At 67.5% G+C, this 18,302-nt stretch carries 18 protein-coding genes and 1 riboswitch; of the genes, 9 read left to right on the top strand and 9 right to left on the bottom strand.

Annotated features, from left to right (window positions below; genetic code table 11):
• Positions 1–80: 80 nt before the first annotated feature.
• Positions 81–350 carry a translation initiation factor IF-1 gene (gene infA / locus GGC47_RS02765; RefSeq protein WP_038361133.1) on the top strand — a complete coding sequence of 90 codons (270 nt, stop codon included), beginning with the start codon at positions 81–83 and terminating at the stop codon, positions 348–350.
• A gap of 8 nt (positions 351–358) precedes the next feature.
• Positions 359–625, top strand: coding sequence for a hypothetical protein (locus tag GGC47_RS02760; RefSeq protein ID WP_113253370.1), 267 nt, complete (start codon positions 359–361; stop codon positions 623–625).
• A 293-nt stretch (positions 626–918) separates the two neighbouring features.
• Here the strand turns inward: GGC47_RS02760 and GGC47_RS02755 are convergent, their stop codons facing one another.
• Both GGC47_RS02755 and GGC47_RS02750 read right to left on the bottom strand, forming a co-directional pair.
• Positions 919–1,512, bottom strand: coding sequence for a hypothetical protein (locus tag GGC47_RS02755; RefSeq protein WP_113253371.1), 594 nt, complete (start codon positions 1,510–1,512; stop codon positions 919–921).
• A 178-nt stretch (positions 1,513–1,690) separates the two neighbouring features.
• Positions 1,691–2,926 carry a cell wall hydrolase gene (locus GGC47_RS02750; RefSeq protein ID WP_038361135.1) on the bottom strand — a complete coding sequence of 412 codons (1,236 nt, stop codon included), beginning with the start codon at positions 2,924–2,926 and terminating at the stop codon, positions 1,691–1,693.
• Between the two features lie 425 nt (positions 2,927–3,351).
• On the opposite strand from GGC47_RS02750, the gene GGC47_RS02745 reads away from it, so the two are divergent.
• Positions 3,352–4,596 (top strand): MFS transporter, encoded by a 1,245-nt coding sequence (locus GGC47_RS02745; protein ID WP_038361136.1) that lies wholly within the window; start codon positions 3,352–3,354, stop codon positions 4,594–4,596.
• Between the two features lie 97 nt (positions 4,597–4,693).
• Positions 4,694–5,680 (top strand): acrylyl-CoA reductase (NADPH), encoded by a 987-nt coding sequence (gene acuI, locus GGC47_RS02740; RefSeq protein WP_429066798.1) that lies wholly within the window; start codon positions 4,694–4,696, stop codon positions 5,678–5,680.
• A gap of 3 nt (positions 5,681–5,683) precedes the next feature.
• Here acuI and GGC47_RS02735 read toward each other — a convergent pair whose 3' ends face one another.
• The 3 genes from GGC47_RS02735 to GGC47_RS02725 form a co-directional block, all read right to left on the bottom strand.
• Entirely contained in the window at positions 5,684–6,358 is a 675-nt protein-coding gene (locus GGC47_RS02735) for a DJ-1/PfpI family protein (protein WP_133562139.1), read from the bottom strand.
• Positions 6,359–6,377: 19 nt separating this feature from the next.
• Positions 6,378–6,458: riboswitch (ZMP/ZTP riboswitch) on the bottom strand.
• A 39-nt stretch (positions 6,459–6,497) separates the two neighbouring features.
• On the bottom strand, positions 6,498–7,403 hold the full coding sequence (locus GGC47_RS02730; RefSeq protein ID WP_038361141.1) for a LysR family transcriptional regulator: 906 nt from the start codon (positions 7,401–7,403) through the stop codon (positions 6,498–6,500).
• A 237-nt stretch (positions 7,404–7,640) separates the two neighbouring features.
• Positions 7,641–8,594 (bottom strand): L-threonylcarbamoyladenylate synthase, encoded by a 954-nt coding sequence (locus GGC47_RS02725; RefSeq protein ID WP_142020203.1) that lies wholly within the window; start codon positions 8,592–8,594, stop codon positions 7,641–7,643.
• Positions 8,595–8,796: 202 nt separating this feature from the next.
• Between GGC47_RS02725 and GGC47_RS02720 the strand changes: the two genes are divergently transcribed.
• Complete coding sequence (locus GGC47_RS02720; protein WP_142020204.1) at positions 8,797–10,572, top strand: acyl-CoA dehydrogenase; 1,776 nt, start codon at positions 8,797–8,799, stop codon at positions 10,570–10,572.
• Positions 10,573–10,589: 17 nt separating this feature from the next.
• Here GGC47_RS02720 and GGC47_RS02715 read toward each other — a convergent pair whose 3' ends face one another.
• Positions 10,590–11,384, bottom strand: a complete 795-nt coding sequence (locus GGC47_RS02715) for a class I SAM-dependent methyltransferase (protein WP_142020205.1) — start codon at positions 11,382–11,384, stop codon at positions 10,590–10,592.
• A gap of 50 nt (positions 11,385–11,434) precedes the next feature.
• Between GGC47_RS02715 and GGC47_RS02710 the strand changes: the two genes are divergently transcribed.
• From GGC47_RS02710 to GGC47_RS02700, 3 genes are all read left to right on the top strand, one after another.
• The gene (locus GGC47_RS02710) at positions 11,435–12,346 is read left to right on the top strand and encodes an SDR family NAD(P)-dependent oxidoreductase (protein WP_370953879.1); all 912 of its coding nucleotides are present in this window, start codon (positions 11,435–11,437) and stop codon (positions 12,344–12,346) included.
• Complete coding sequence (locus GGC47_RS02705) at positions 12,330–13,190, top strand: SDR family oxidoreductase (protein ID WP_142020206.1); 861 nt, start codon at positions 12,330–12,332, stop codon at positions 13,188–13,190. Before GGC47_RS02710 ends, GGC47_RS02705 begins: the two co-directional genes overlap by 17 nt.
• Positions 13,191–13,434: 244 nt before the next feature.
• The gene (locus GGC47_RS02700) at positions 13,435–14,424 is read left to right on the top strand and encodes a magnesium transporter CorA family protein (RefSeq protein ID WP_038361150.1); all 990 of its coding nucleotides are present in this window, start codon (positions 13,435–13,437) and stop codon (positions 14,422–14,424) included.
• Between the two features lie 12 nt (positions 14,425–14,436).
• On the opposite strand, the gene corA is transcribed toward GGC47_RS02700, so the two are convergent.
• Both corA and GGC47_RS02690 read right to left on the bottom strand, forming a co-directional pair.
• Complete coding sequence (gene corA / locus GGC47_RS02695) at positions 14,437–15,495, bottom strand: magnesium/cobalt transporter CorA (protein ID WP_142020207.1); 1,059 nt, start codon at positions 15,493–15,495, stop codon at positions 14,437–14,439.
• A gap of 39 nt (positions 15,496–15,534) precedes the next feature.
• Complete coding sequence (locus tag GGC47_RS02690) at positions 15,535–15,756, bottom strand: hypothetical protein (protein ID WP_142020208.1); 222 nt, start codon at positions 15,754–15,756, stop codon at positions 15,535–15,537.
• A 25-nt stretch (positions 15,757–15,781) separates the two neighbouring features.
• On the opposite strand from GGC47_RS02690, the gene GGC47_RS02685 reads away from it, so the two are divergent.
• Positions 15,782–17,149, top strand: coding sequence for a dicarboxylate/amino acid:cation symporter (locus GGC47_RS02685; protein WP_142020209.1), 1,368 nt, complete (start codon positions 15,782–15,784; stop codon positions 17,147–17,149).
• A 28-nt stretch (positions 17,150–17,177) separates the two neighbouring features.
• Here the strand turns inward: GGC47_RS02685 and GGC47_RS02680 are convergent, their stop codons facing one another.
• A complete protein-coding gene (locus tag GGC47_RS02680; protein ID WP_142020210.1) occupies positions 17,178–18,224 on the bottom strand; it encodes a cysteine synthase A in 1,047 nt (348 codons plus the stop codon).
• Between the last annotated feature and the right edge of the window lie 78 nt (positions 18,225–18,302).

Here is an 18,302-nt window from a genome sequence, read left to right as displayed (position 1 = left end):
CCAGAACAGGGCGGGCTCATTCGTTATCCTAACGGGACGATGGCCCGCCTTTGCGCCACAGGGCTCACGAAGGACGACAGATGGCGAAAGAAGAACTGCTTGAATTCGATGGCACCGTGGTCGAGGTGCTTCCCGACGGCAACTACCGGGTCAAGCTCGACAACGACCATGTGATCCTGGCCTATGCGGCCGGCAAGATGAAGAAGAACCGCATCCGCACCATCGCGGGCGACCGCGTCATCGTCGAGATGTCGCCCTACGATCTCGATCGTGGCCGCATCAACTTCCGCCAGAAGACGGCTGGTCCCGGGCCGGGCGGCCCGCCGCGCCAGAATTTCCGCCGCCGCTGAGCGAAGCGATGCGCCTTTCGCGAAACGAGCTTCTCTTCGTCGCGCTGGGCGCCCTTCTCGGCGCCATTGTCGCCTATGCCGTGAAGGCCGGCCTCGTCGCGCGGGACGGGGCCCTCCCACCCTTCGCCATCGTGCTGCTCGGCCTCGGCTTCGTCGAACTGGTGTTCGGCTATGCTGCGGGCCGCTCGCCTGGCACGCTGGTCGGCATGCCCGCCCGCTTCCTCGCCTTCGTCGTCGGCGTCTGCGTCTTCCTGCTCGGCGACCGCTACGTCTGAGCGGCTGCGGCTCCGCACCATCCCATCATTGTCATTCCGGGCAAGCGAAGCGCAGACCCGGAATCCATCATCGGGCATTGTGCTTTGTGATGGATTCCGGATCGGCGCCGCTGGCGCGGCTTGTCCGGAATGACGTTGGATCGGGGGCGTAATCCACCCAAGAAAAAACCCCGGCCGAGGCCGGGGTTGAAGTGGTCGTTTCCGTGGATAAAGGGTCTGCGTGAAACTCTCTGATGCATCGGCCCGAAAACTGGAATCCGGTTTTCGGACAAGCAGATGCTGCGATACCGCGCTCAGTAACGGGCGCGGGACCAGTACTGCGAGCCGGGGCTGACCAGGACCTGGCGCTGCCGCGTCTCGTAGACGGCGGGGATCTCCTCCCGCACGACCTGAGTGGGACGCACCATCACCCTGCGCTGACGCTGCGTGTAGACGGCGGGAACCGTCTCGTATTCGACGGTCGCCGGAGAAACCTCGACGCGGCGGCTCTGGTAGCCGTATTGCGCGGGCACATCGACCCAGCAGCCGACGGTCCTGCCCCAGGCGTCGCGGGTCACTTCCCAGCGGCGCGTGGCGGGCGAGATCAGCACCTTCTCGGTGACGGTGTCGTAGACCGCGGCGCGGTGACGCGGAATCTGGCGGGCCGGCGCGATCATCACCGTGTCGGTGACGGTCTCGTATTCGGCCGGGACGACGTGGCGCTGCACCTGTGGCGGCTGGACCTGATAGGTTTCGTCGACGGTGCCGTAGACCGGCGGCGTGCTGACGAGGTTGTAGCAGGCGGAGCCGTGGCACCCGCCGGCCTGCGCCGCGCCTGCACCGAGGAGAAGAACGGTCGTGACTGCCGAGGTGGCGAGGAGCAACCGGGATGAGAGCGAGCGCGCCATGATGGACCTGACCTGTCGGTTCCGGCGTCTGAGCGCCGTTCGTTGGGATCAGGAAGCCAATTTGGCGTGATGAACGCAAGGTAAACGCTAAAACAAGGTAAAATTAACCACGTCGCGGGCGTTGGCGACCTTCCTCCCACCGCTGTTCAGGTCGATGGAATCGCTTGCTTACCAGCGCTCAGGTCTGGCCCGGCCGGAGCTGGTAGAAGACGTGCTGGCCGATGGTGTCCATCTTCTTCAGCCGCTTCGCCCAGTAGGGGCTGACATAGCGCGCATGGTAATGCGTCGAGGCGCCGACCTCGGCGAGATAGGTCGTGCCCTCATAGACCTCGCGCGCGATCCGCACCGCATCGCGCCACGGGCCCGGCTCGGTGATGCGCAGCGACTTGCCTTCGCAGGTGAAGGTGAACTGGCAGGAGAGGTAGCGGTTGCTGTTCTGGTAGACGGTGCCGCAGACGCTGTTCGGATAGAGCCCGCTCTTCACCCGGTTGAGCACGACCTGCGCGACCGCGGCCTGCCCCTCCGGCGATTCCGAACGAGCCTCGAAATAGACCGCCTCGGCCAGGCAGCGCTGCTCGCGCGCCATGTTCTCCGGCACGATCAGCCCGGCATAGCTCTGCCGCTCGCCCGGCGTCGCGAGGCGCAGGTCTCGGGTCGCCGGCGCGGAGGCGAGCGCAATCCGCGCCTCCGGCTGCTGCGCGCCATGCGCGGGCAGGGCAGGGGGCGTCAGCTCCGCCATGGCGATCGCCGAGCGGGGCGTCGACGAGCTGCGCTGGCTGGGCGAGGGCACCGCAGGCGAGGAGCCGTCGATGCTTTCGAGATAGAGCTCGGCCTGGCGCGCCGAAGTGATCTTGGGCTTCAGCGAGACCGGCGAGGAATCGGACAGGGCCGGGTCGGTCAGGCCTTCGTCGATCGCGTAGGGCTCGAAACCGCTCGGTGGACCCTCGACCTCTCCCGCTGCGCGCATCGCATCGAGCGAGAAGCCGCCCGAGATCAGCCTGGGCTGGGTGTCGCCGAAGACGACGCGCTCGAGCTCGACGGAGGGGTGCTGGGACAGGCCGGGCCGCAGGCTCGGCAGCATGTCGCCCTTGGCCGTGCGGTCGACCTCCGGGAAGCTCGCTGCCGTGCGCTTCATGTCCTCGCGCGGCTGGCGCGGATCGACGACGATGCGCCGCTCCGGATCCTCGAAGGAGAGGCTGGCCTGCACGATGGCCGAGGACAGGGCAAGTCCCGGCAGCCGGAAGGCGCTTTCCGCCACCAGCATCGAGGGGCCTTCCGCCAATGCGGAGGCGGGGCCGGGATCGATGCGTGGGATCGCGCTGGAGGGCAGGCCGGTCGGTCCGAAATTCTGTCCGGCCGAGGCGGTGAAGGAGACCAGCAGTCCGACCGACAGCGCCCAGGGCGCAGCCGTCACCGCGGCCCATCTGAGCCCCGGCGCCCGCCCGCCTCGCTTCCGCCTGTGAAGACGCAAATGACTCAAAACGACGCACCCGTCCCGACGATACGGAACGAAAGACCGCCGGCCGGAGCCGCGTCTTCGTTGGAATCCGTTATCGCCTCGGTAAGGTTGAGCGGCAGTTAACGCCGGAGGGTGTTTTTTGGCCGGGCTGGAGCGTCATTGCCGTGCGAGCACCCGGGGCTTGCCTTCGGCGCCCCCCGGTACAGGCTCCGCAAAGCAATTCGCAATGACGACTCCGGCGGTCCTTTCTGATCGAAAGCTGCTCCGGCGCGGCCGCCGGCCATATCGGTCCGTGATGCCTCGTTTCACGAAAACGCGCTGGTTGCCCCCGGGGCGAGCCGCTATCGTGTAGTCACACATTCGAGGCTTCGGGGACATTCATGAGCTCCACTCCGGCAAGCTCCAAACCGGCACGCAGCTACGCTCCGGAGGTCATCGTCGCGGCCGGCTGCCTGATCGCGCTGATCACCTTCGGGCCGCGCGCCAGTGCCGGCCTGTTCCAGATCCCGATGACGCTGCAGTTCCATTGGGGCCGCGACATCTTCGGCCTGGCCCTGGCGATCCAGAACCTGCTCTGGGGCCTCGGCGCTCCCTTCGCGGGCGCCATCGCCGACCGCTACGGCACGGTGCGCGTGCTCTGCGTCGGCGCGGTGCTCTATGCCGCCGGCCTCGTCGTCATGGCCCATGCGACGACGCCGCTGCAGCTCCATCTCGGCGCCGGCGTGCTGATCGGCTTCGGCCTGTCGGCTTGCTCCTTCAACCTTGTCCTCGCCGCCTTCGGCAAGCTCCTGCCGGAGCAGTGGCGGCCGATGGCCTTCGGCGCCGGCACGGCGGCGGGCTCCTTCGGCCAGTTCCTGTTCCCGCCGATCGGCAACATCCTCATCGATACGCTGGGCTGGCAGCAGGCGCTGATGGTCTTCGCCGTGACCCTGCTGCCGGTGCTGCCGATCTCGATCATCCTGGCCACGCGCAAGCTCGGCGGCTCCGGCAGCACCACCGCCAACCTGCCGAATCAGACGGTGGTCCAGGCGCTGACCGAGGCGTTCAGGCACCGCAGCTACGTCCTGCTCGTGCTCGGCTTCTTCACCTGCGGCTTCCAGCTCGCCTTCATCACCGTCCACATGCCCGCCTATCTCCGGGATACCGGCCTGCCGGCCTGGGTCGGCGGCTGGACGCTCGCGGTCATCGGCCTCGCCAATGCGGTTGGCTCGCTCTCCTCCGGCTGGCTCTCGACGCGGATGCCGAAGCGCCATCTCCTCGCCTGGATCTATCTGGGCCGGGCGGTGGCGATCGCCGCCTTCATCCTGATCCCGCCGAGCCCGCTGACGGCGCTGACCTTCGGCGTCGTCATCGGCCTGTTCTGGCTCTCGACCGTGCCGCCGACCTCCTCGCTGGTCATGCTGATGTTCGGCACGAAATACATGGCGATGCTCTACGGCTTCGCCTTCTTCTCGCATCAGGTCGGCGGGTTTCTCGGGGTCTGGCTCGGCGGCGTGCTTTATGAAGCGATGGGCAACTATCAGTTCGTCTGGTGGCTCTCGGTCGCGCTCGGCGTCGCCTCGGCGCTGATCAACCTGCCGATCGTCGAACGACCGGTCGAGCGACCGCAGGCGCAGCCCGCCTGATCCGGAAGACGATCCCGCGCACGGCCGACGGGGTTGCGATGGCGGACCGCCGCTGCAACCTTGTCGGCTTTCGCATGTCAGCGTTCGGGAGATGGGGATGACGACGTTCAAGGCCCTGGTGGCGACCAAGGGGGAAACCGCGCCCAACCTCGCCTTCACGGATTTAGCCGAAAGCGATCTGATGGAGGGCGACGTCACCGTCCGCGTCACGCATTCGACCGTGAACTACAAGGACGGCCTCGCCATCACCGGCAAGGCACCGGTGGTGCGCCGCTGGCCGATGATCCCGGGGATCGATTTCGCCGGCCGCGTCGAGGCCTCCGATCATCCCGGCTTCAAGCCCGGCGATCTCGTCGTCCTGAACGGCTGGGGCACCGGTGAGACCCACCTTGGCGCTTACGCCCAGAAGAGCCGTGTGAAGGGCGACTGGCTGGTGCCGCTGCCGGCGGGGCTGACCCCGGCCGAGGCCATGGCCATCGGCACCGCCGGCTACACCGCGATGCTTTGCGTGCTGGCGCTGGAGAAGCATGGGCTGAAACCCGCGGACGGTCCCCTCGTCGTCACCGGCGCCGCAGGCGGCGTCGGTTCGGTCGCGATCGCGCTGCTCGCCAAGGTCGGCTGGCACGTCATCGCCTCGACCGGCCGCGCCGAGGAGGCCGATTATCTCAAGGGCCTTGGCGCCGCCGAGATCATCGACCGCAACGAACTCTCCCAGCCCGGTCGCCCGCTCGGCAAGGAGCGTTGGGCGGCGGGCGTCGATGCGGTCGGCTCGCATACGCTGGCGAACCTGCTCGCCATGACGAAATATGGCGGCGCGGTTGCCGCCTGCGGCCTTGCGCAGGGCATGGACCTGCCGATGACGGTCGCGCCTTTCATCCTGCGCGGCGTCGCGCTGTTGGGCGTCGATTCGGTGATGTGCCCGAAGCCGCGTCGCCTCGAGGCCTGGCAGCGCCTCGCGACCGATCTCGACCGCGAAAAACTCGCCGTCATGACGACGACGATCCCGCTCGACGCCGTCATCGAGACCGGCAAGGCGATCGTCGAGGGCAAGGTCAAGGGGCGCGTCGTCGTGGAGGTCGGCTGAGATTCAGCCGAGCTTCGCTCCGGCGCGGCGCGCCAGGGCTTCGCGCGCTTCCTGGAACGCGGCCGTGTCGGCACGGACGGCCGCGATCAGATCGGCTGGCGCCGAGGCGGGGGAGCCGCCGCTGAAGGGAGGCTGCGGGTCGTATTCCATCTGCAGCTGCACTTTCCGCGCCCGCTCCTCGCCGAAGAGGTGAGCGGCGAGGGACAATGCGAAGTCGATTCCCGAGGTGACGCCCGCGCCGGTGATGCGGTTGCGGTCATGGACGACCCGTTCGGCGACGGGCTCGGCTCCGAGCAGGCTCAACTGCGACAGGGAGAGCCAGTGGCAGGTGGCGCGATACCCCTTGAGAAGCCCCGCCGCGCCGAGCACCAGCGAGCCGGTACAGACGGAGGTGATGTAGCGCGCGCTGCCGGCCTGCTCCTGCAGGAAGGAGAGCACCTCCTCGTCCTCCATCAGCGCGCTTTGGCCTGGCCCTCCGGGAACGAAGAGGATATCGGCCTGCGGACAGTTCCGGAAATCGCAGCTTGGCAGGATCGTCAGCCCGCTGGCGTCCCGGACCGGTTCCGTCGTCTTCCAGACCAGGTCGATCTTGCACTCGCGGAAGCGGGACAGGACTTCGAAAGGCCCGGTCAGGTCGAGCTGCGTCAGGCGCGGGTAGAGAAGCATCACAATCTGCATGGGCTCGGCTCCGTCGGGAAGGTGAGGCCCAGGCGCGCGGCTCATGCGTTCGCGTTTCCCGATGGTGATCCATCTCGTAGCGCCAGTCGCGCGAACGCTGCGAATGTAGAGCGCCACACCCGAGCGGGCAACGCAGTCTTTACTCCGCCCCCTCGATCAGCATCCGATGCCGCATGAGCTCATTGCTGCAGTAATCCATGAAGGCGCGCACGCGCGGGACGTGGCGGATGTCGGGATGGGTCAGCACCCACAGGCCCGTCGCGAAATCGGGATTGGGCGGCAGCAGCCGCGTGAGCCCCGGCCGCCGGTCCGCGATGAAGCAGGGCAGGGGGCCGATGCCGAGCCCCTGCTCGACGGCCTCGGTGATGCCGAGCACGGCCGAGCTCTTCAGCGCGATCCGCTCCGGCGCGACGTGCTCGCGCACGAAGCGCGCCGCCTTCACATGCGAAAGCTGGTCCCCGAGAGCGACCCAGTCGCGCAGGTAGAGCCGGGCCGGGTCGGCCTTCTCCTGCGCCGTGATGCCGTCCTCGCTGCGGCCATAGATCGCCCAGGCGAGGGTGGCGATGCGCCGGCCGACCAGCGTCTCGCCCGGCGTGTCGCTGGCGCGGATGGCGACGTCGGCGTCGCGCTTGGACAGGTTGAGAGCCTGGTTGCCGATGACGACATCGAGCCGGATCGCCGGATGCGCCCGCCGGAAACCGGCGAAGATCGGCAGCAGCAGGTTGAGATGCAGCGTATCGGTGGTGGTGATCCTGATCTCGCCGGAGGGCGCCACGTCGCGGCCGGCGAGTCGCCGGGAAAAAGCCGTCACGTCCTCTTCCATCCGCCCGGCCAGCGCCGCCATCTCCGCGCCGGCGACGGTGGCGACATAGCCGGTCTTGCGCCGCTCGAAGAGCGGCATGCCGACCATCTCCTCGATCTGCCCGAGGCGGCGGAACACGGTGGAATGGTTGACCGCGAGCGCTCCCGCCGCACCCGTCAGCCCGCCATGGTCGGTGATGGCCTTGACCAGGCGGAAATCGTCCCAGGCGAGCTTGGAAGACATCGGCGACTTTTCCTCCCGCCGACACGCAAGCCGAAATCTTGCATGGATGCAAGGTTATGCCGTCCAAATCCGAACGAATGGCGATGTGCGAAACGGTCGAGCCCTCATCCTGAGGAGCCGTTCCGTAGGAGCGGCGTCTCGAAGGATGCTTCACGGGCGCAGAAACCACTGGAACATCCTTCGAGACGCCGCTGACGCGGCTCCTCAGGATGAGGGCTGTGAATTGCAGATGCGTTCTCAGCGCGGCGCGGCCGCTCGCCGCAGCCTGTCGTTGATCGCCTCGCCCAGGCCTTGCTCGGGGATGCGGGCGACGGCGATCGTCTTCCGGCCCATCTCGTCGAGCCGGCGCAGATAACCGAACAGGTGGCTCGCCGCCTCGCGCAGATCGCCGGTCGGGCTCAGATTGAGCGCATGCGGATGGCTGTGCGTCTCCGGGCCGAAGCCGAGCCAGGCCTCGCCCTCTCGCGGCGCATCGGCATCGAGCCGGACCCGTGCGGCCGGCGCGTAATGCGAGGTAAGCATGCCCGGCGCGATCGGCGCCTGCCCGGCCTCACCCGCCTGCACGAGCGGGCGGCCGATCACGCCTTCAAGCGCGGCGCGGGGAACACCGCCAGGACGGAGCAGGCGCGGCGCCCCGTCAAGACAGGCGACGATGGTCGATTCGACTCCGACCTCGGTCGGGCCGGCATCGAGCACGGCGTCGATCCGCCCGTCGAGATCGGCCAGCACATGGGCGGTGCTGGTCGCGCTGATCCGGCCGGAACGGTTGGCCGAAGGCGCCGCGATCGGCCGCCCTGCGGCTTCGAGCACGGCATGTGCGACGGGGTGGGCCGGCACGCGCAGCGCCACGGTGGCAAGCCCGGCCCGCGCCAGATCGCTGACCGTGCAGCCCGGCGACGCCGGCACCACCAGCGTCAGCGGCCCCGGCCAGAAGGCTTGCGCCAGCGCCAGCGCATTCGCGTCGAACAGGCCCTGCCGCCGCGCGCCGGCGAGATCGGGCAGATGCGAGATCAGCGGGTTGAAGCTCGGCCGCTCCTTGGCCGCATAGATGCCGGCGACGGCCGTGCCCGCGGTCGCGTCGGCCGCCAGCCCGTAGACCGTCTCCGTCGGCAACGCGACGAGGCCGCCTGCGCGCAGGATCGCAGCCGCCTCGGCGATGCCGGCGGCATCGGCCGCGAGACGCTTCGTCATACGGGAGAGGGAAGGAGATTGATCCACGAGGCGATTGACCGAAGATGGTTTATATATAAACTAATTACCGGGCGCGGCACGGGACGAAGGTCGCGCTCGTCTGCGCGTGGCATAGGCGATAGTTCCTCGCTACCATCGCGGCAACGGCAAATTCAGGCCCGGCTGCCCCAGCGGGCGGAAACGCGGCCGAAGGGAGACGATCATGACTTATCGCGCCCCGGTTTCGGACATGCTGGCGACCATGCGCCATGTTGCCGGCCTCGACCGGCTGATTGCGGACGGGCTGGCGCCGGAGCTCGAAGGCGGCGTCGCGGAAGCCGTGCTCGACGAGGCCGCCAAATTCGCAACCGACGTCATCGCGCCGCTGAACCGGGTCGGCGATCTCAATGGCTCGAAGCTGAAGGACGGCGCCGTCACCACGCCGCCGGGCTGGAAGGAGGCCTACAAGGCCTGGGCCGAGGCCGGCTGGAATTCGCTGCCGGCGCCGGAAGCCTATGGCGGGCAGGGCCTGCCGACGCTGCTGCAATCGGCCTGCATTGAGATGTGGAACTCGGCCGCCTTCGCCTTCGCGCTCGGCCCGCTGCTGACCGTCGGCGCGATCGAGGCGCTCTACGCCCATGGCTCCGACCATCTCAAGGAGACCTATCTCGCCAAGCTCGTCGCGGGCGAGTGGATGGGCACGATGAACTTGACCGAGCCGCAGGCGGGCTCCGACCTCAATGCGCTGCGCAGCAAGGCCGAGCGCCAGCCGGACGGCACCTATCGCATCACCGGCCAGAAGATCTTCATCACCTATGGCGAGCACGACCTGACGGAGAACATCGTCCATCTCGTGCTGGCGCGCCTGCCCGATGCCCCTCCCGGCACGCGTGGCATATCGCTCTTCCTCGTGCCGAAATATCTGGTCAATGCCGATGGCTCTCTCGGCGCGCATAACGACCTGCGCTGCTCCGGCATCGAGCACAAGCTCGGCATCCATGCCTCACCCACCTGCTCCATGGCCTTCGGCGACAAGGGCGGCGCGATCGGCTGGCTGATCGGTGAGGAGAATCGCGGCCTCGCCTGCATGTTCACGATGATGAACAACGCCCGCCTCAACGTCGCCTTGCAGGGCGTCGCCATCGCCGAGCGCGCCTATCAGCAGGCGCTCGCCTTCGCCCATGAGCGCAAGCAGGGCGCGGCGCTCGATGCGCCGAAGGGCGCCCCGATGAGCCCGATCATCGTCCACCCGGACGTCCGGCGCATGCTGATGGACATGCGCGCCAAGACGCAAGGAGCGCGCGCCATCTCCTATCAGGTTGCGGAAGCGCTCGACCGTTCGCATCGCGAGACCGACGAGGGCAAGCGCAAGGCCGCGGCCGAGCGCGCCGCCATCCTCACCCCCATCGCCAAGGCCTATGCCACCGATATCGGCATCGACGTCGCCTCGACCGGCGTGCAGGTCCATGGCGGCATGGGCTTCGTCGAGGAGACCGGCGCGGCCCAACATCTGCGCGATGCGCGCATCGCCGCGATCTATGAGGGCACCAACGGCATCCAGGCCATCGACCTCGTCACCCGTAAATTGCCGCTGTCCGGCGGCGAGGCGGTCAAGGCGCTGATCGCCGAGATGCGCGGCATCGTCGGAGAGGTCGAGCGCGCCAACAATCCGGGCTTCGGCCATGCCGCTGCCCGCCTCGGCGCCGCCGTCGATGCGCTCGAACGTGCGACGCAGTGGATGCTGGCGACGCTCGGCACGAACCAGGCCGACGCACTTGCGGGCGCCACGCCCTATCTCAAGCTCTTCGCGCTGGCGCAGGGCGGCACGGGGCTGGCCAAGAAGGCACTCGCCACCCGCTCGGAAGCCGAAGGCACCGGCGACCTCGCCACCGCCCGGTTCTATGCCGAATACATCGCGACGGAGGCCCCGGCGCTGGAACTCACCGTGACGGAGGGCGCCGGCGCCATCGCCGACGCGGCCGCGGTCTTCGCGGCGTGACGGCGGCCGCGCCCTGCTCAGGCAACCGCGCTCTTGCGGACGCGGATATGCAGGAACAGCGGTGCGATATGCGTATCGGCGAGGTAGGGCTGGGCCTGCGCCGTCTCGGCATCGACGCGCGGCTCGGCCATATGCTCGATCGTCAGCCCGGCCGAGACGATCATCGCGACCCATTCGCTCAGCGTGCGGTGGAAGCGCGGCACGCGGAACGGTTCGACGCTGGCCTTGACCTCGGCCGGCGCGGCGCCGAAGCGCCAGGTTTCGATCTCGCCGTCGACGCCGTCGAAATAACGACCGACCTCGATTCCACGGATGGTCCCGGCCTCGTCCCGCAGCACCTTGCGATAGGGCGGGGCAAAGCACGGATGCAGGATCGAGAACTGCAGGAACCCTCCGGGTCTCAGCACGCGCGCGGCTTCCGCCAGCGCCTTGTCCTGCCGCGGCATGTCCATCATCGACATGAACGCCGTGGCGAAGTCGAAGCTCGCATCGGCGAAGGGCAGGGCGGTGCCGTCGCCCTCCCGATAGGCGATGCCGAGCGGCGCCTGCATCTCGGCCGCTTGCGCGTGGCGAATGAAGGTCGGCGCGATGTCGACCGCAGTCATGCGCGCGCCGGCCTCGGCCAGCTTGCGTGTGTTCGAGCCTTCGCCGCAGCCGATGTCGAGGCCGTCCAGGCCGGCAATATCGGGCAGGTTCGCCAGGAAGGCCGGCGTGTTCAATGCGTCGCGATAGAGGTCGTAGCCGGCGCGCGCGTGCCGGGTCCAGGTTTCGGCATTGGCCTCCCAGCAGGCCGCGACATCCGCGCTGTCCATGGTTCTGCTCCGTTGCGAGGGGAGCGGGGCTATAGAGCGACGAACCCGCTATGGCCAGCGCCGATTCGGCCGGGGCAGCCATGAGCGTCACGCAGTCATTCCTGTCCGGCCGCATCTGCCTCGTCGCCGGTGCCTCACGCGGGCTCGGGCGTGGCGTCGCCAGGGCGCTCGGCGAGGCCGGCGCGACTGTGATCGTCACCGGTCGCTCCAGCGAGGCCGGGCCGCATACCGACCAGCGCCCCGAGACCTTCGAGGACGCGGCCCGCGAGGTCGAGGCCGCCGGCGGCAAGGGCCATCCCTATCGCTGCGACCACACCAATGAGCGCGAGGTCGACGGCCTCGTGTCCTGGGCCCTGCGCCGCTTCGGCCGGCTCGACTGCGTCGTCGATGCGGTCTGGGGCGGGAACGAGGGCTATGACGGCGAGCGCTATCCCGATGGCTCCGGCTACGGCACGCCGTTCTGGCGCCGGCCGGTCGCGAGGCTTGGCGAGAGCTTCGAGAGCGGCGTCTATGCCCAGCTCCTGCTGGCGCGGGCGGTCGCTCCGGCGATGGTGCAGATGCGCTCGGGCCTCATCGTCACGGTGAGCTTCGACACGGGCGCCGGCTATCTCGGCGATGTCTTCTACGATCTGGCCAAGGCCGCGATGAATCGCCTGACCTTCGCGATGGCGCAGGAACTGAAGCCCTTCGGCGTCACCGCGCTCGGCCTCTCGCCCGGCCATGTCCTGACCGAGCGCGTTCGCGATGCGGGGCTGGCGGCGCAAACCACCGAGACGCCGCTCTATGCCGGCCGCGCCGTCGCGGCGCTGGCCGCCGACCCCGATGCCGCGCTTCATGCCGGGCAGGTGCTGCACGTTGCCGATCTGGCGCGCGCCTATGGCTTTACGGACCGGGACGGCTCGCAGCCCGGCCGCTTCATCATCACGAACCAGGAGGGAGGCGGCGATGTCGCTCAAGGGTAAGACGCTCTTCATCACCGGCGGCTCGCGCGGCATCGGGCTCGCCATCGCGCTTAGGGCAGCGCGGGACGGCGCCAATGTCACCATTGCCGCCAAGACGGCCGAGCCGCATCCCAAGCTGCCGGGCACGATCTACACCTCGGCCGCCGAGATCGAAGCGGCCGGCGGCAAATGCCTGCCGCTGATGGTCGACGTCCGCGACGAGCAAAGCGTCGCCGAGGCGGTCGCCAAGACGGCCGAGACCTTCGGCGGCATCGACATCGTCGTGAACAATGCCAGCGCGATCCAGCTCACCAACACGCAGATGACCGACATGAAGCGCTTCGATCTGATGCATCAGATCAACACGCGCGGTACCTTCATGGTCTCGAAATACGCCATTCCCCATCTGGAGAAGGCGGAGAACCCGCATATCCTGATGCTCTCGCCGCCGCTCGACATGAAGACGCAGTGGTTCGCGCCGCATCTGGCCTATTCGATCGCGAAATACGGCATGAGCCTGTGTGTGCTGGGTCTGGCCGGCGAGCTGGCCCGCCAGGGCATCGCCGTCAACGCGCTCTGGCCGCGCACGACGATCGCCACCGCCGCCGTCCAGAATCTGCTCGGCGGCGACAAGATGGTGCAGGCCAGCCGCACGCCGGAGATCCTGGCCGACGCCGCGCATATGATCTTCTCGAAGCCCTCGCGCGAGTTTTCCGGCAACTTCCTGATCGACGACAGCTTCATGGCCGGCGAGGGGGTGACCGACTTCACGCCCTACCGCGTCGACCCGTCAGTGCCGCTGATGCCGGACTTCTTCGTCCCGGCCGATAGCAAGCCACCGCAGGGCGTGAAGGGCGGCGTCTGAGGAACGTCACATGCCGTCCTGCTCGGGCTTGACCCGAGCATCTCATGACAAGGAGGCTCCTGAGCCTTTCCTGAAAAGAGATTCTCGGGTCGGCGCTTCGCTTCGCCCGAGAATGACGCTCTTTTAAGTTTCCGGTTTTCGGGCGCGGGCCCGAAGGCTCCGCCGACCGTCATCGGTTTGACATCCGCCTCGGATCGGAGTTCCTGCCGGTTTCCCCTCTGACCGTGCATCGAGATTCGCGCCCATGCTGATGATCCACGGCATCTGCCCCGACTCGCGCGACAAGCTGCGCTCGGCGACGCTCGGGCCGGCAGAAATCTTCTCAGCCGATACGGTCTGGATCGACCTGCTCAACCCGACGCCCGAGGAGGACAAGCGCGTCGAGGAGCATCTCGGCATCTCGATCCCGACACGGGAGGAGATGCACGATCTCGAGCCCTCCGAGATCATCTATACCGAGAACGGCGCGCATTACATGACGGCGCGCGTGATCTGCCAGTCGGAAACCATCGTCCCCAAGCTGGCCGACGTCACCTTCATCCTCACCGAGAAGGCGCTGGTGACGGTGCGCTATGACGAGCCCGGCGCCTTCAACATCTTCCTCAACCGCGCGACCAAGCCCGGTGGCTGCGGCGAGCAGCCGGAGGCGGTGCTCGACGGACTGATCGAGGCGATCGTCGACCGCGCGGCCGAGGTGCTGCGCGGCGTCGGCGACAAGATCGACATGGCCTCGCGCCGGATTTTCGCCGGGCGGGCGCAGGACGTCGAGCAGGGGGGCGTCTATCAGGTGGTGATCCAGCGGATCGGCCAGCACGAGCACATCATCTCGAATGTCCGCGAGAGCATGATGTCGGTCGAGCGCGTCCTGCTCTTCCTCTCGGCCAACTACAAGCGCCCGAAGAAGGCCCAGACCGGCTTCTCCGCCGAATGGCGCTCGGCGGTGCGCGACGTGCAGGCCATCGAGGAACATGCGACCTTCCTGTCGAACAAGCTCCAGTTCATGCTCGACGCGACGCTCGGCCTCGTCTCGATCGAGCAGAACAAGATCATCAAGCTGTTCTCGGTCGTCTCGGTGGCGCTGATGCCGCCGACGCTGATCGCTTCGATCTACGGCATGAACTTCAAGGCCATGCCGGAACTCGACTGGCAGTGGGGCTATCCGCTGGCGCTGGTCTCGATGGTGCTCTTCGCGGTGCTGCCCTATCTGTTCTTCCGCTGGAAGAAGTGGCTCTGAGCGACTGCCCGGCTACAGCCAGCCATTGCGCTTGAAGCGCCAGTACAGCACGGCGCAGGAGGCAAGGATCACCACCAGCACGCCGTAATAGCCATAGGGCAATTCCAGCTCCGGCATGTTCTTGAAGTTCATGCCGTAGATGCCGGCGACCGCGGTCGGCACGGCCAGGATCGCCGCCCAGGAGGCGAGCCGCTTGGTGATCGCGTTCTCCTGGCTCTGGCCGACCAGCAGGCTCGCCTCGAAGGCGAAGGCCAAAACCTCGCGCAGGCTGTCGATCTTCTCCTGCACGGTGCGGACATGGTCGGTCACGTCGCGGAACATCGGGGCGAGCGTCGGCCGGACCTGCGGCACGGTGCCGTTCATCAGGCGCTGGCAGACATCGACCAGCGGCGCCACCGCATTGCGCAGGCGCAGCAGGTCGCGCCTGAGCATGTAGAGCCGCTCGATGTCCGAGCGCGCCATCGGCTTGGCCAGGACCTTGTCCTCGATCTCCTCGACCTCGTCATGGATGGCCTCGAGCACCGGCATGTAGTTGTCGACGATGAAATCGAGGATGGCGTAGAGGATGAAGTCCTCGCCCTTTGCCAGCGAGGTCGGGCAGGTTTCCCAGTGCTGCCGGACCGAGGTGTACGAGGTCGAGGCGCCGTGCCGGACGCTGACGATGTAGCCGCGACCGAGGAAGATATGCGTCTCCCCGAAGGCGATGCGCCCCTCGATCAGCTGCGCGGTGCGCGCCACCACGAAGAGGGCGTCGCCATATTGCTCGAGCTTTGGGCGCTGATGGGCGTTGGTCGCGTCCTCGACGGCGAGCGGATGCAGATTGAATTGCCGCTGGACGCAGTGGAGCAGGGCGGCGTCGGGCTCCAGCAATCCGATCCAGACGACGTGGTCGTCCTTGCGCGACCACTCGCCGGCCTCCTCGACGGGGACATCGGCGACGCGCACGCCATGGGCATAGACACTGGAGGCGACGACGCCGGCCGCATGGGGATGGCCCGGCTCGGCCGGGGCAACGGAGGGTGAGGGTTCGGGCGCGGTCCTGGCGGCGAACCTGACATGTGAAGCCGTCATGCGATCACCTCGTCTTTCGCGGGATCACCTTAGGGCAGGCTAGAACGCTTCGACCTTCGGGGAAATCATTTTTGCGGCAAAAGAATTTTCGGCCTTCGCGGCGGAGGGGCTCGTCGCCGACGCTCTTGCCGCGAATGGATCCATTTTCTCTTTTTGCGGCAATCCGGAGAGTATTTTTGCTGCTGGTCCGGCCAAAGACGGAAGCCTCCGCTTTTGCGAAAATCGCGCCAGATCGTATATATGGCGCGTATCTTCAGCCATTTGCGGCGATTGACGAGCTCTTGCCATGACAACATCGACATCCCGGAGCGGTTCGTCCGCTGCCGGCGCTAAGCCGTTCTATTCCAACTTCGGCTTCCAGGTTTTGACCGCGATGGTGGTCGGGCTCGCGCTCGGCTGGGTCGCGCGCAACATCGGCCCGGATGCGGCCGGACAGCCCAACTGGCTCACGACCACGCTCGCGACCACGGGCTCGATCTTCGTGCAATTGCTGCAGGCGCTGGTGCCGCCGCTGATCTTCACGGCGATCGTCGCCTCGATCAGCAATCTGCGCCAGCTCTCCAACGCAGCCGCGCTGGTCTGGCAGACTCTGCTCTGGTTCGCCGTCACCGCTTTCATCGCGGTGTTGATCGGCATCGCGCTCGGCCTTCTGATCCAGCCCGGCATCAATGCCGGCGTGGTCGCCGCCAGCGCCAAGGCGCCGGGCACGGTCGGCTCCTGGCTCGACTTCCTGAAGGGGCTCGTGCCTGCCAACATGCTCGGCTTGCAGGCGACGACGCGGGTCGACGGTGGCGGGGCGACCACCCGCCTCGGCTTCAACGTGCTGCAACTGCTGGTGATCTCGATCGTCGTCGGCGTCGCTGCGCTGAAGGTCGGCGAGCGCGCCAACAGCTTCCTCGCGCTGAACGAGTCGTTCCTGGCGATCGTCCGCAAGATCCTGTGGTGGGTGATCCGGCTGACGCCGATCGGCACCGTCGGCCTGCTCGGCAATGCCGTGGCTCAATATGGCTGGCAGACGCTGGAGCAGCTCTCCTGGTACGCCTTCGCGATCTACCTCGGCCTCGCCATCGTCCTGCTCGTCGTCTACCCGACCTTGCTCGTCCTGCACGGGCTTTCGCCTGTGCGCTTTTTCGCGGGTGCCTGGCCGGCGATCCAGCTCGGCTTCGTCTCGCGTTCCTCGATCGGCACCTTGCCGGTGACCGAGGCCGTGACCGAGAAGAGCCTGGGCGTCCCTCGCGAATACGCCGCCTTTGCCGTGCCGCTCGGCGCGACCACCAAGATGGACGGCTGCGCCGCGATCTACCCTGCGATTTCCGCGATCTTCGTCGCGCAGTTCTACGGCGTGCCGCTCGGCATCCAGGAATACGTCCTGATCGCCTTCGTCTCGGTGATCGGCTCGGCCGCGACCGCCGGCCTCACCGGCGCGACGGTGATGCTGACGCTGACGCTTTCGACGCTCGGCCTGCCGCTGGCCGGTGTCGGCCTGCTGCTCGCCATCGACCCGATCCTCGACATGGGCCGCACGGCGGTGAACGTCGCCGGCCAGGCGCTGGTGCCGACCCTCGTGGCCAAGCGCCAAGGCATGCTCGACCAGGCGCAATACGACCGCGCCGGCGATATCGACGCGATCGACGCGACGCCGCGGGCGGCGTGAAGCTGAAGGGCCTGAGGCGGCTGCCGCCTCAGGCCATCACCTTCGCGACGACCTGCTTCAGCGCCGAGCCGTCGCGCTCCAGCCAGCCGGGCACCGGCAGGTTCTTCGAACGCAGGAACTCCGGGTTGAACAGCTTCGACTGGTAGCGCGTGCCGTAGTCGCAGAGCACCGTCACGATGGTGTGGCCCGGCCCCATCTGCTGCGCCAGCCGGATCGCACCGGCGACGTTGATGCCCGATGAACCGCCCAGGCACAGCCCCTCATGCTCCAGCAGGTCGAAGACGATCTGCACCGCTTCCGCATCGGGGATCTGGAAGGCGGCATCGACGGGTGCATCGACCAGATTGGCGGTGATCCGGCCCTGGCCGATGCCTTCGGTGATCGAGGAGCCCTCCGACTTGAGGACGCCGCTGGTGTAATAGGAATAGAGCGCCGCGCCCATCGGATCGGCCAGTCCGATCGTCACCTTCGGATTGCGAGCCTTCAGCGCCATGCCGACGCCGGCGAGCGTGCCGCCCGAGCCGACCGCGCAGATGAAGCCGTCGACCTTGCCTGCCGTCTGCTCCCAGATCTCCGGGCCGGTGGTGTCGAGATGGCCCTGCCGGTTCGCGACATTGTCGAACTGGTTGGCCCAGATCGCGCCGTTGGGCTCGGTCTTCGCCAGTTCCTCGGCGAGGCGGCCGGAGACCTTCACGTAATTGTTCGGGTTGGCGTAGGGCGCGGCCGGCACCTCGACCAGCGTCGCGCCGGCGAGCCGCAGCATGTCCTTCTTTTCCTGGCTCTGCGTCTCCGGGATGACGATGACCGAGCGATAGCCCAGCGCGTTGCCGACCAGCGCGATGCCGATGCCGGTATTGCCCGCCGTGCCCTCGACGATGACGCCGCCCGGCTTCAGCTGCCCCTTCGCCTCGGCGTCGCGGATGATCGCGAGCGCGGCGCGGTCCTTCACCGATTGGCCGGGATTCATGAACTCGGCCTTGCCGAGGATGGCGCAGCCGGTTTCCGCCGAGGCGCGCTCGAGCTTGATGAGCGGGGTATTGCCGATGGCTTCGATGACGCCGTCGCGGATAGTCATGGCAGGATTTCCCAATTCGTCCCTGACCTGATAGGCGAAAGCCTCGTTCCCGTCATCAGCAGGCCGGCTCTGCGCCGG

Source organism: Allobosea sp. OAE752, from assembly GCF_050433265.1.
Classification (GTDB): Bacteria; Pseudomonadota; Alphaproteobacteria; order Rhizobiales; family Beijerinckiaceae; genus Allobosea; species Allobosea spartocytisi.
This window is presented reverse-complemented; position numbering and strand designations above follow the sequence as displayed.

Coding starts and splice junctions, on each gene's coding strand:
- infA (WP_038361133.1), top strand. CDS start 81: ATGGCGAAAGAAGAACTGCTTGAATTCGATGGCACCGTGGTCGAGGTG.
- GGC47_RS02760 (WP_113253370.1), top strand. CDS start 359: ATGCGCCTTTCGCGAAACGAGCTTCTCTTCGTCGCGCTGGGCGCCCTT.
- GGC47_RS02755 (WP_113253371.1), bottom strand. CDS start 1,512: ATGGCGCGCTCGCTCTCATCCCGGTTGCTCCTCGCCACCTCGGCAGTC.
- GGC47_RS02745 (WP_038361136.1), top strand. CDS start 3,352: ATGAGCTCCACTCCGGCAAGCTCCAAACCGGCACGCAGCTACGCTCCG.
- acuI (WP_429066798.1), top strand. CDS start 4,694: ATGACGACGTTCAAGGCCCTGGTGGCGACCAAGGGGGAAACCGCGCCC.
- GGC47_RS02735 (WP_133562139.1), bottom strand. CDS start 6,358: ATGCAGATTGTGATGCTTCTCTACCCGCGCCTGACGCAGCTCGACCTG.
- GGC47_RS02730 (WP_038361141.1), bottom strand. CDS start 7,403: ATGTCTTCCAAGCTCGCCTGGGACGATTTCCGCCTGGTCAAGGCCATC.
- GGC47_RS02725 (WP_142020203.1), bottom strand. CDS start 8,594: ATGACGAAGCGTCTCGCGGCCGATGCCGCCGGCATCGCCGAGGCGGCT.
- GGC47_RS02720 (WP_142020204.1), top strand. CDS start 8,797: ATGACTTATCGCGCCCCGGTTTCGGACATGCTGGCGACCATGCGCCAT.
- GGC47_RS02715 (WP_142020205.1), bottom strand. CDS start 11,384: ATGGACAGCGCGGATGTCGCGGCCTGCTGGGAGGCCAATGCCGAAACC.
- GGC47_RS02710 (WP_370953879.1), top strand. CDS start 11,435: ATGGCCAGCGCCGATTCGGCCGGGGCAGCCATGAGCGTCACGCAGTCA.
- GGC47_RS02705 (WP_142020206.1), top strand. CDS start 12,330: ATGTCGCTCAAGGGTAAGACGCTCTTCATCACCGGCGGCTCGCGCGGC.
- GGC47_RS02700 (WP_038361150.1), top strand. CDS start 13,435: ATGCTGATGATCCACGGCATCTGCCCCGACTCGCGCGACAAGCTGCGC.
- corA (WP_142020207.1), bottom strand. CDS start 15,495: ATGACGGCTTCACATGTCAGGTTCGCCGCCAGGACCGCGCCCGAACCC.
- GGC47_RS02690 (WP_142020208.1), bottom strand. CDS start 15,756: ATGGCTGAAGATACGCGCCATATATACGATCTGGCGCGATTTTCGCAA.
- GGC47_RS02685 (WP_142020209.1), top strand. CDS start 15,782: ATGACAACATCGACATCCCGGAGCGGTTCGTCCGCTGCCGGCGCTAAG.
- GGC47_RS02680 (WP_142020210.1), bottom strand. CDS start 18,224: ATGACTATCCGCGACGGCGTCATCGAAGCCATCGGCAATACCCCGCTC.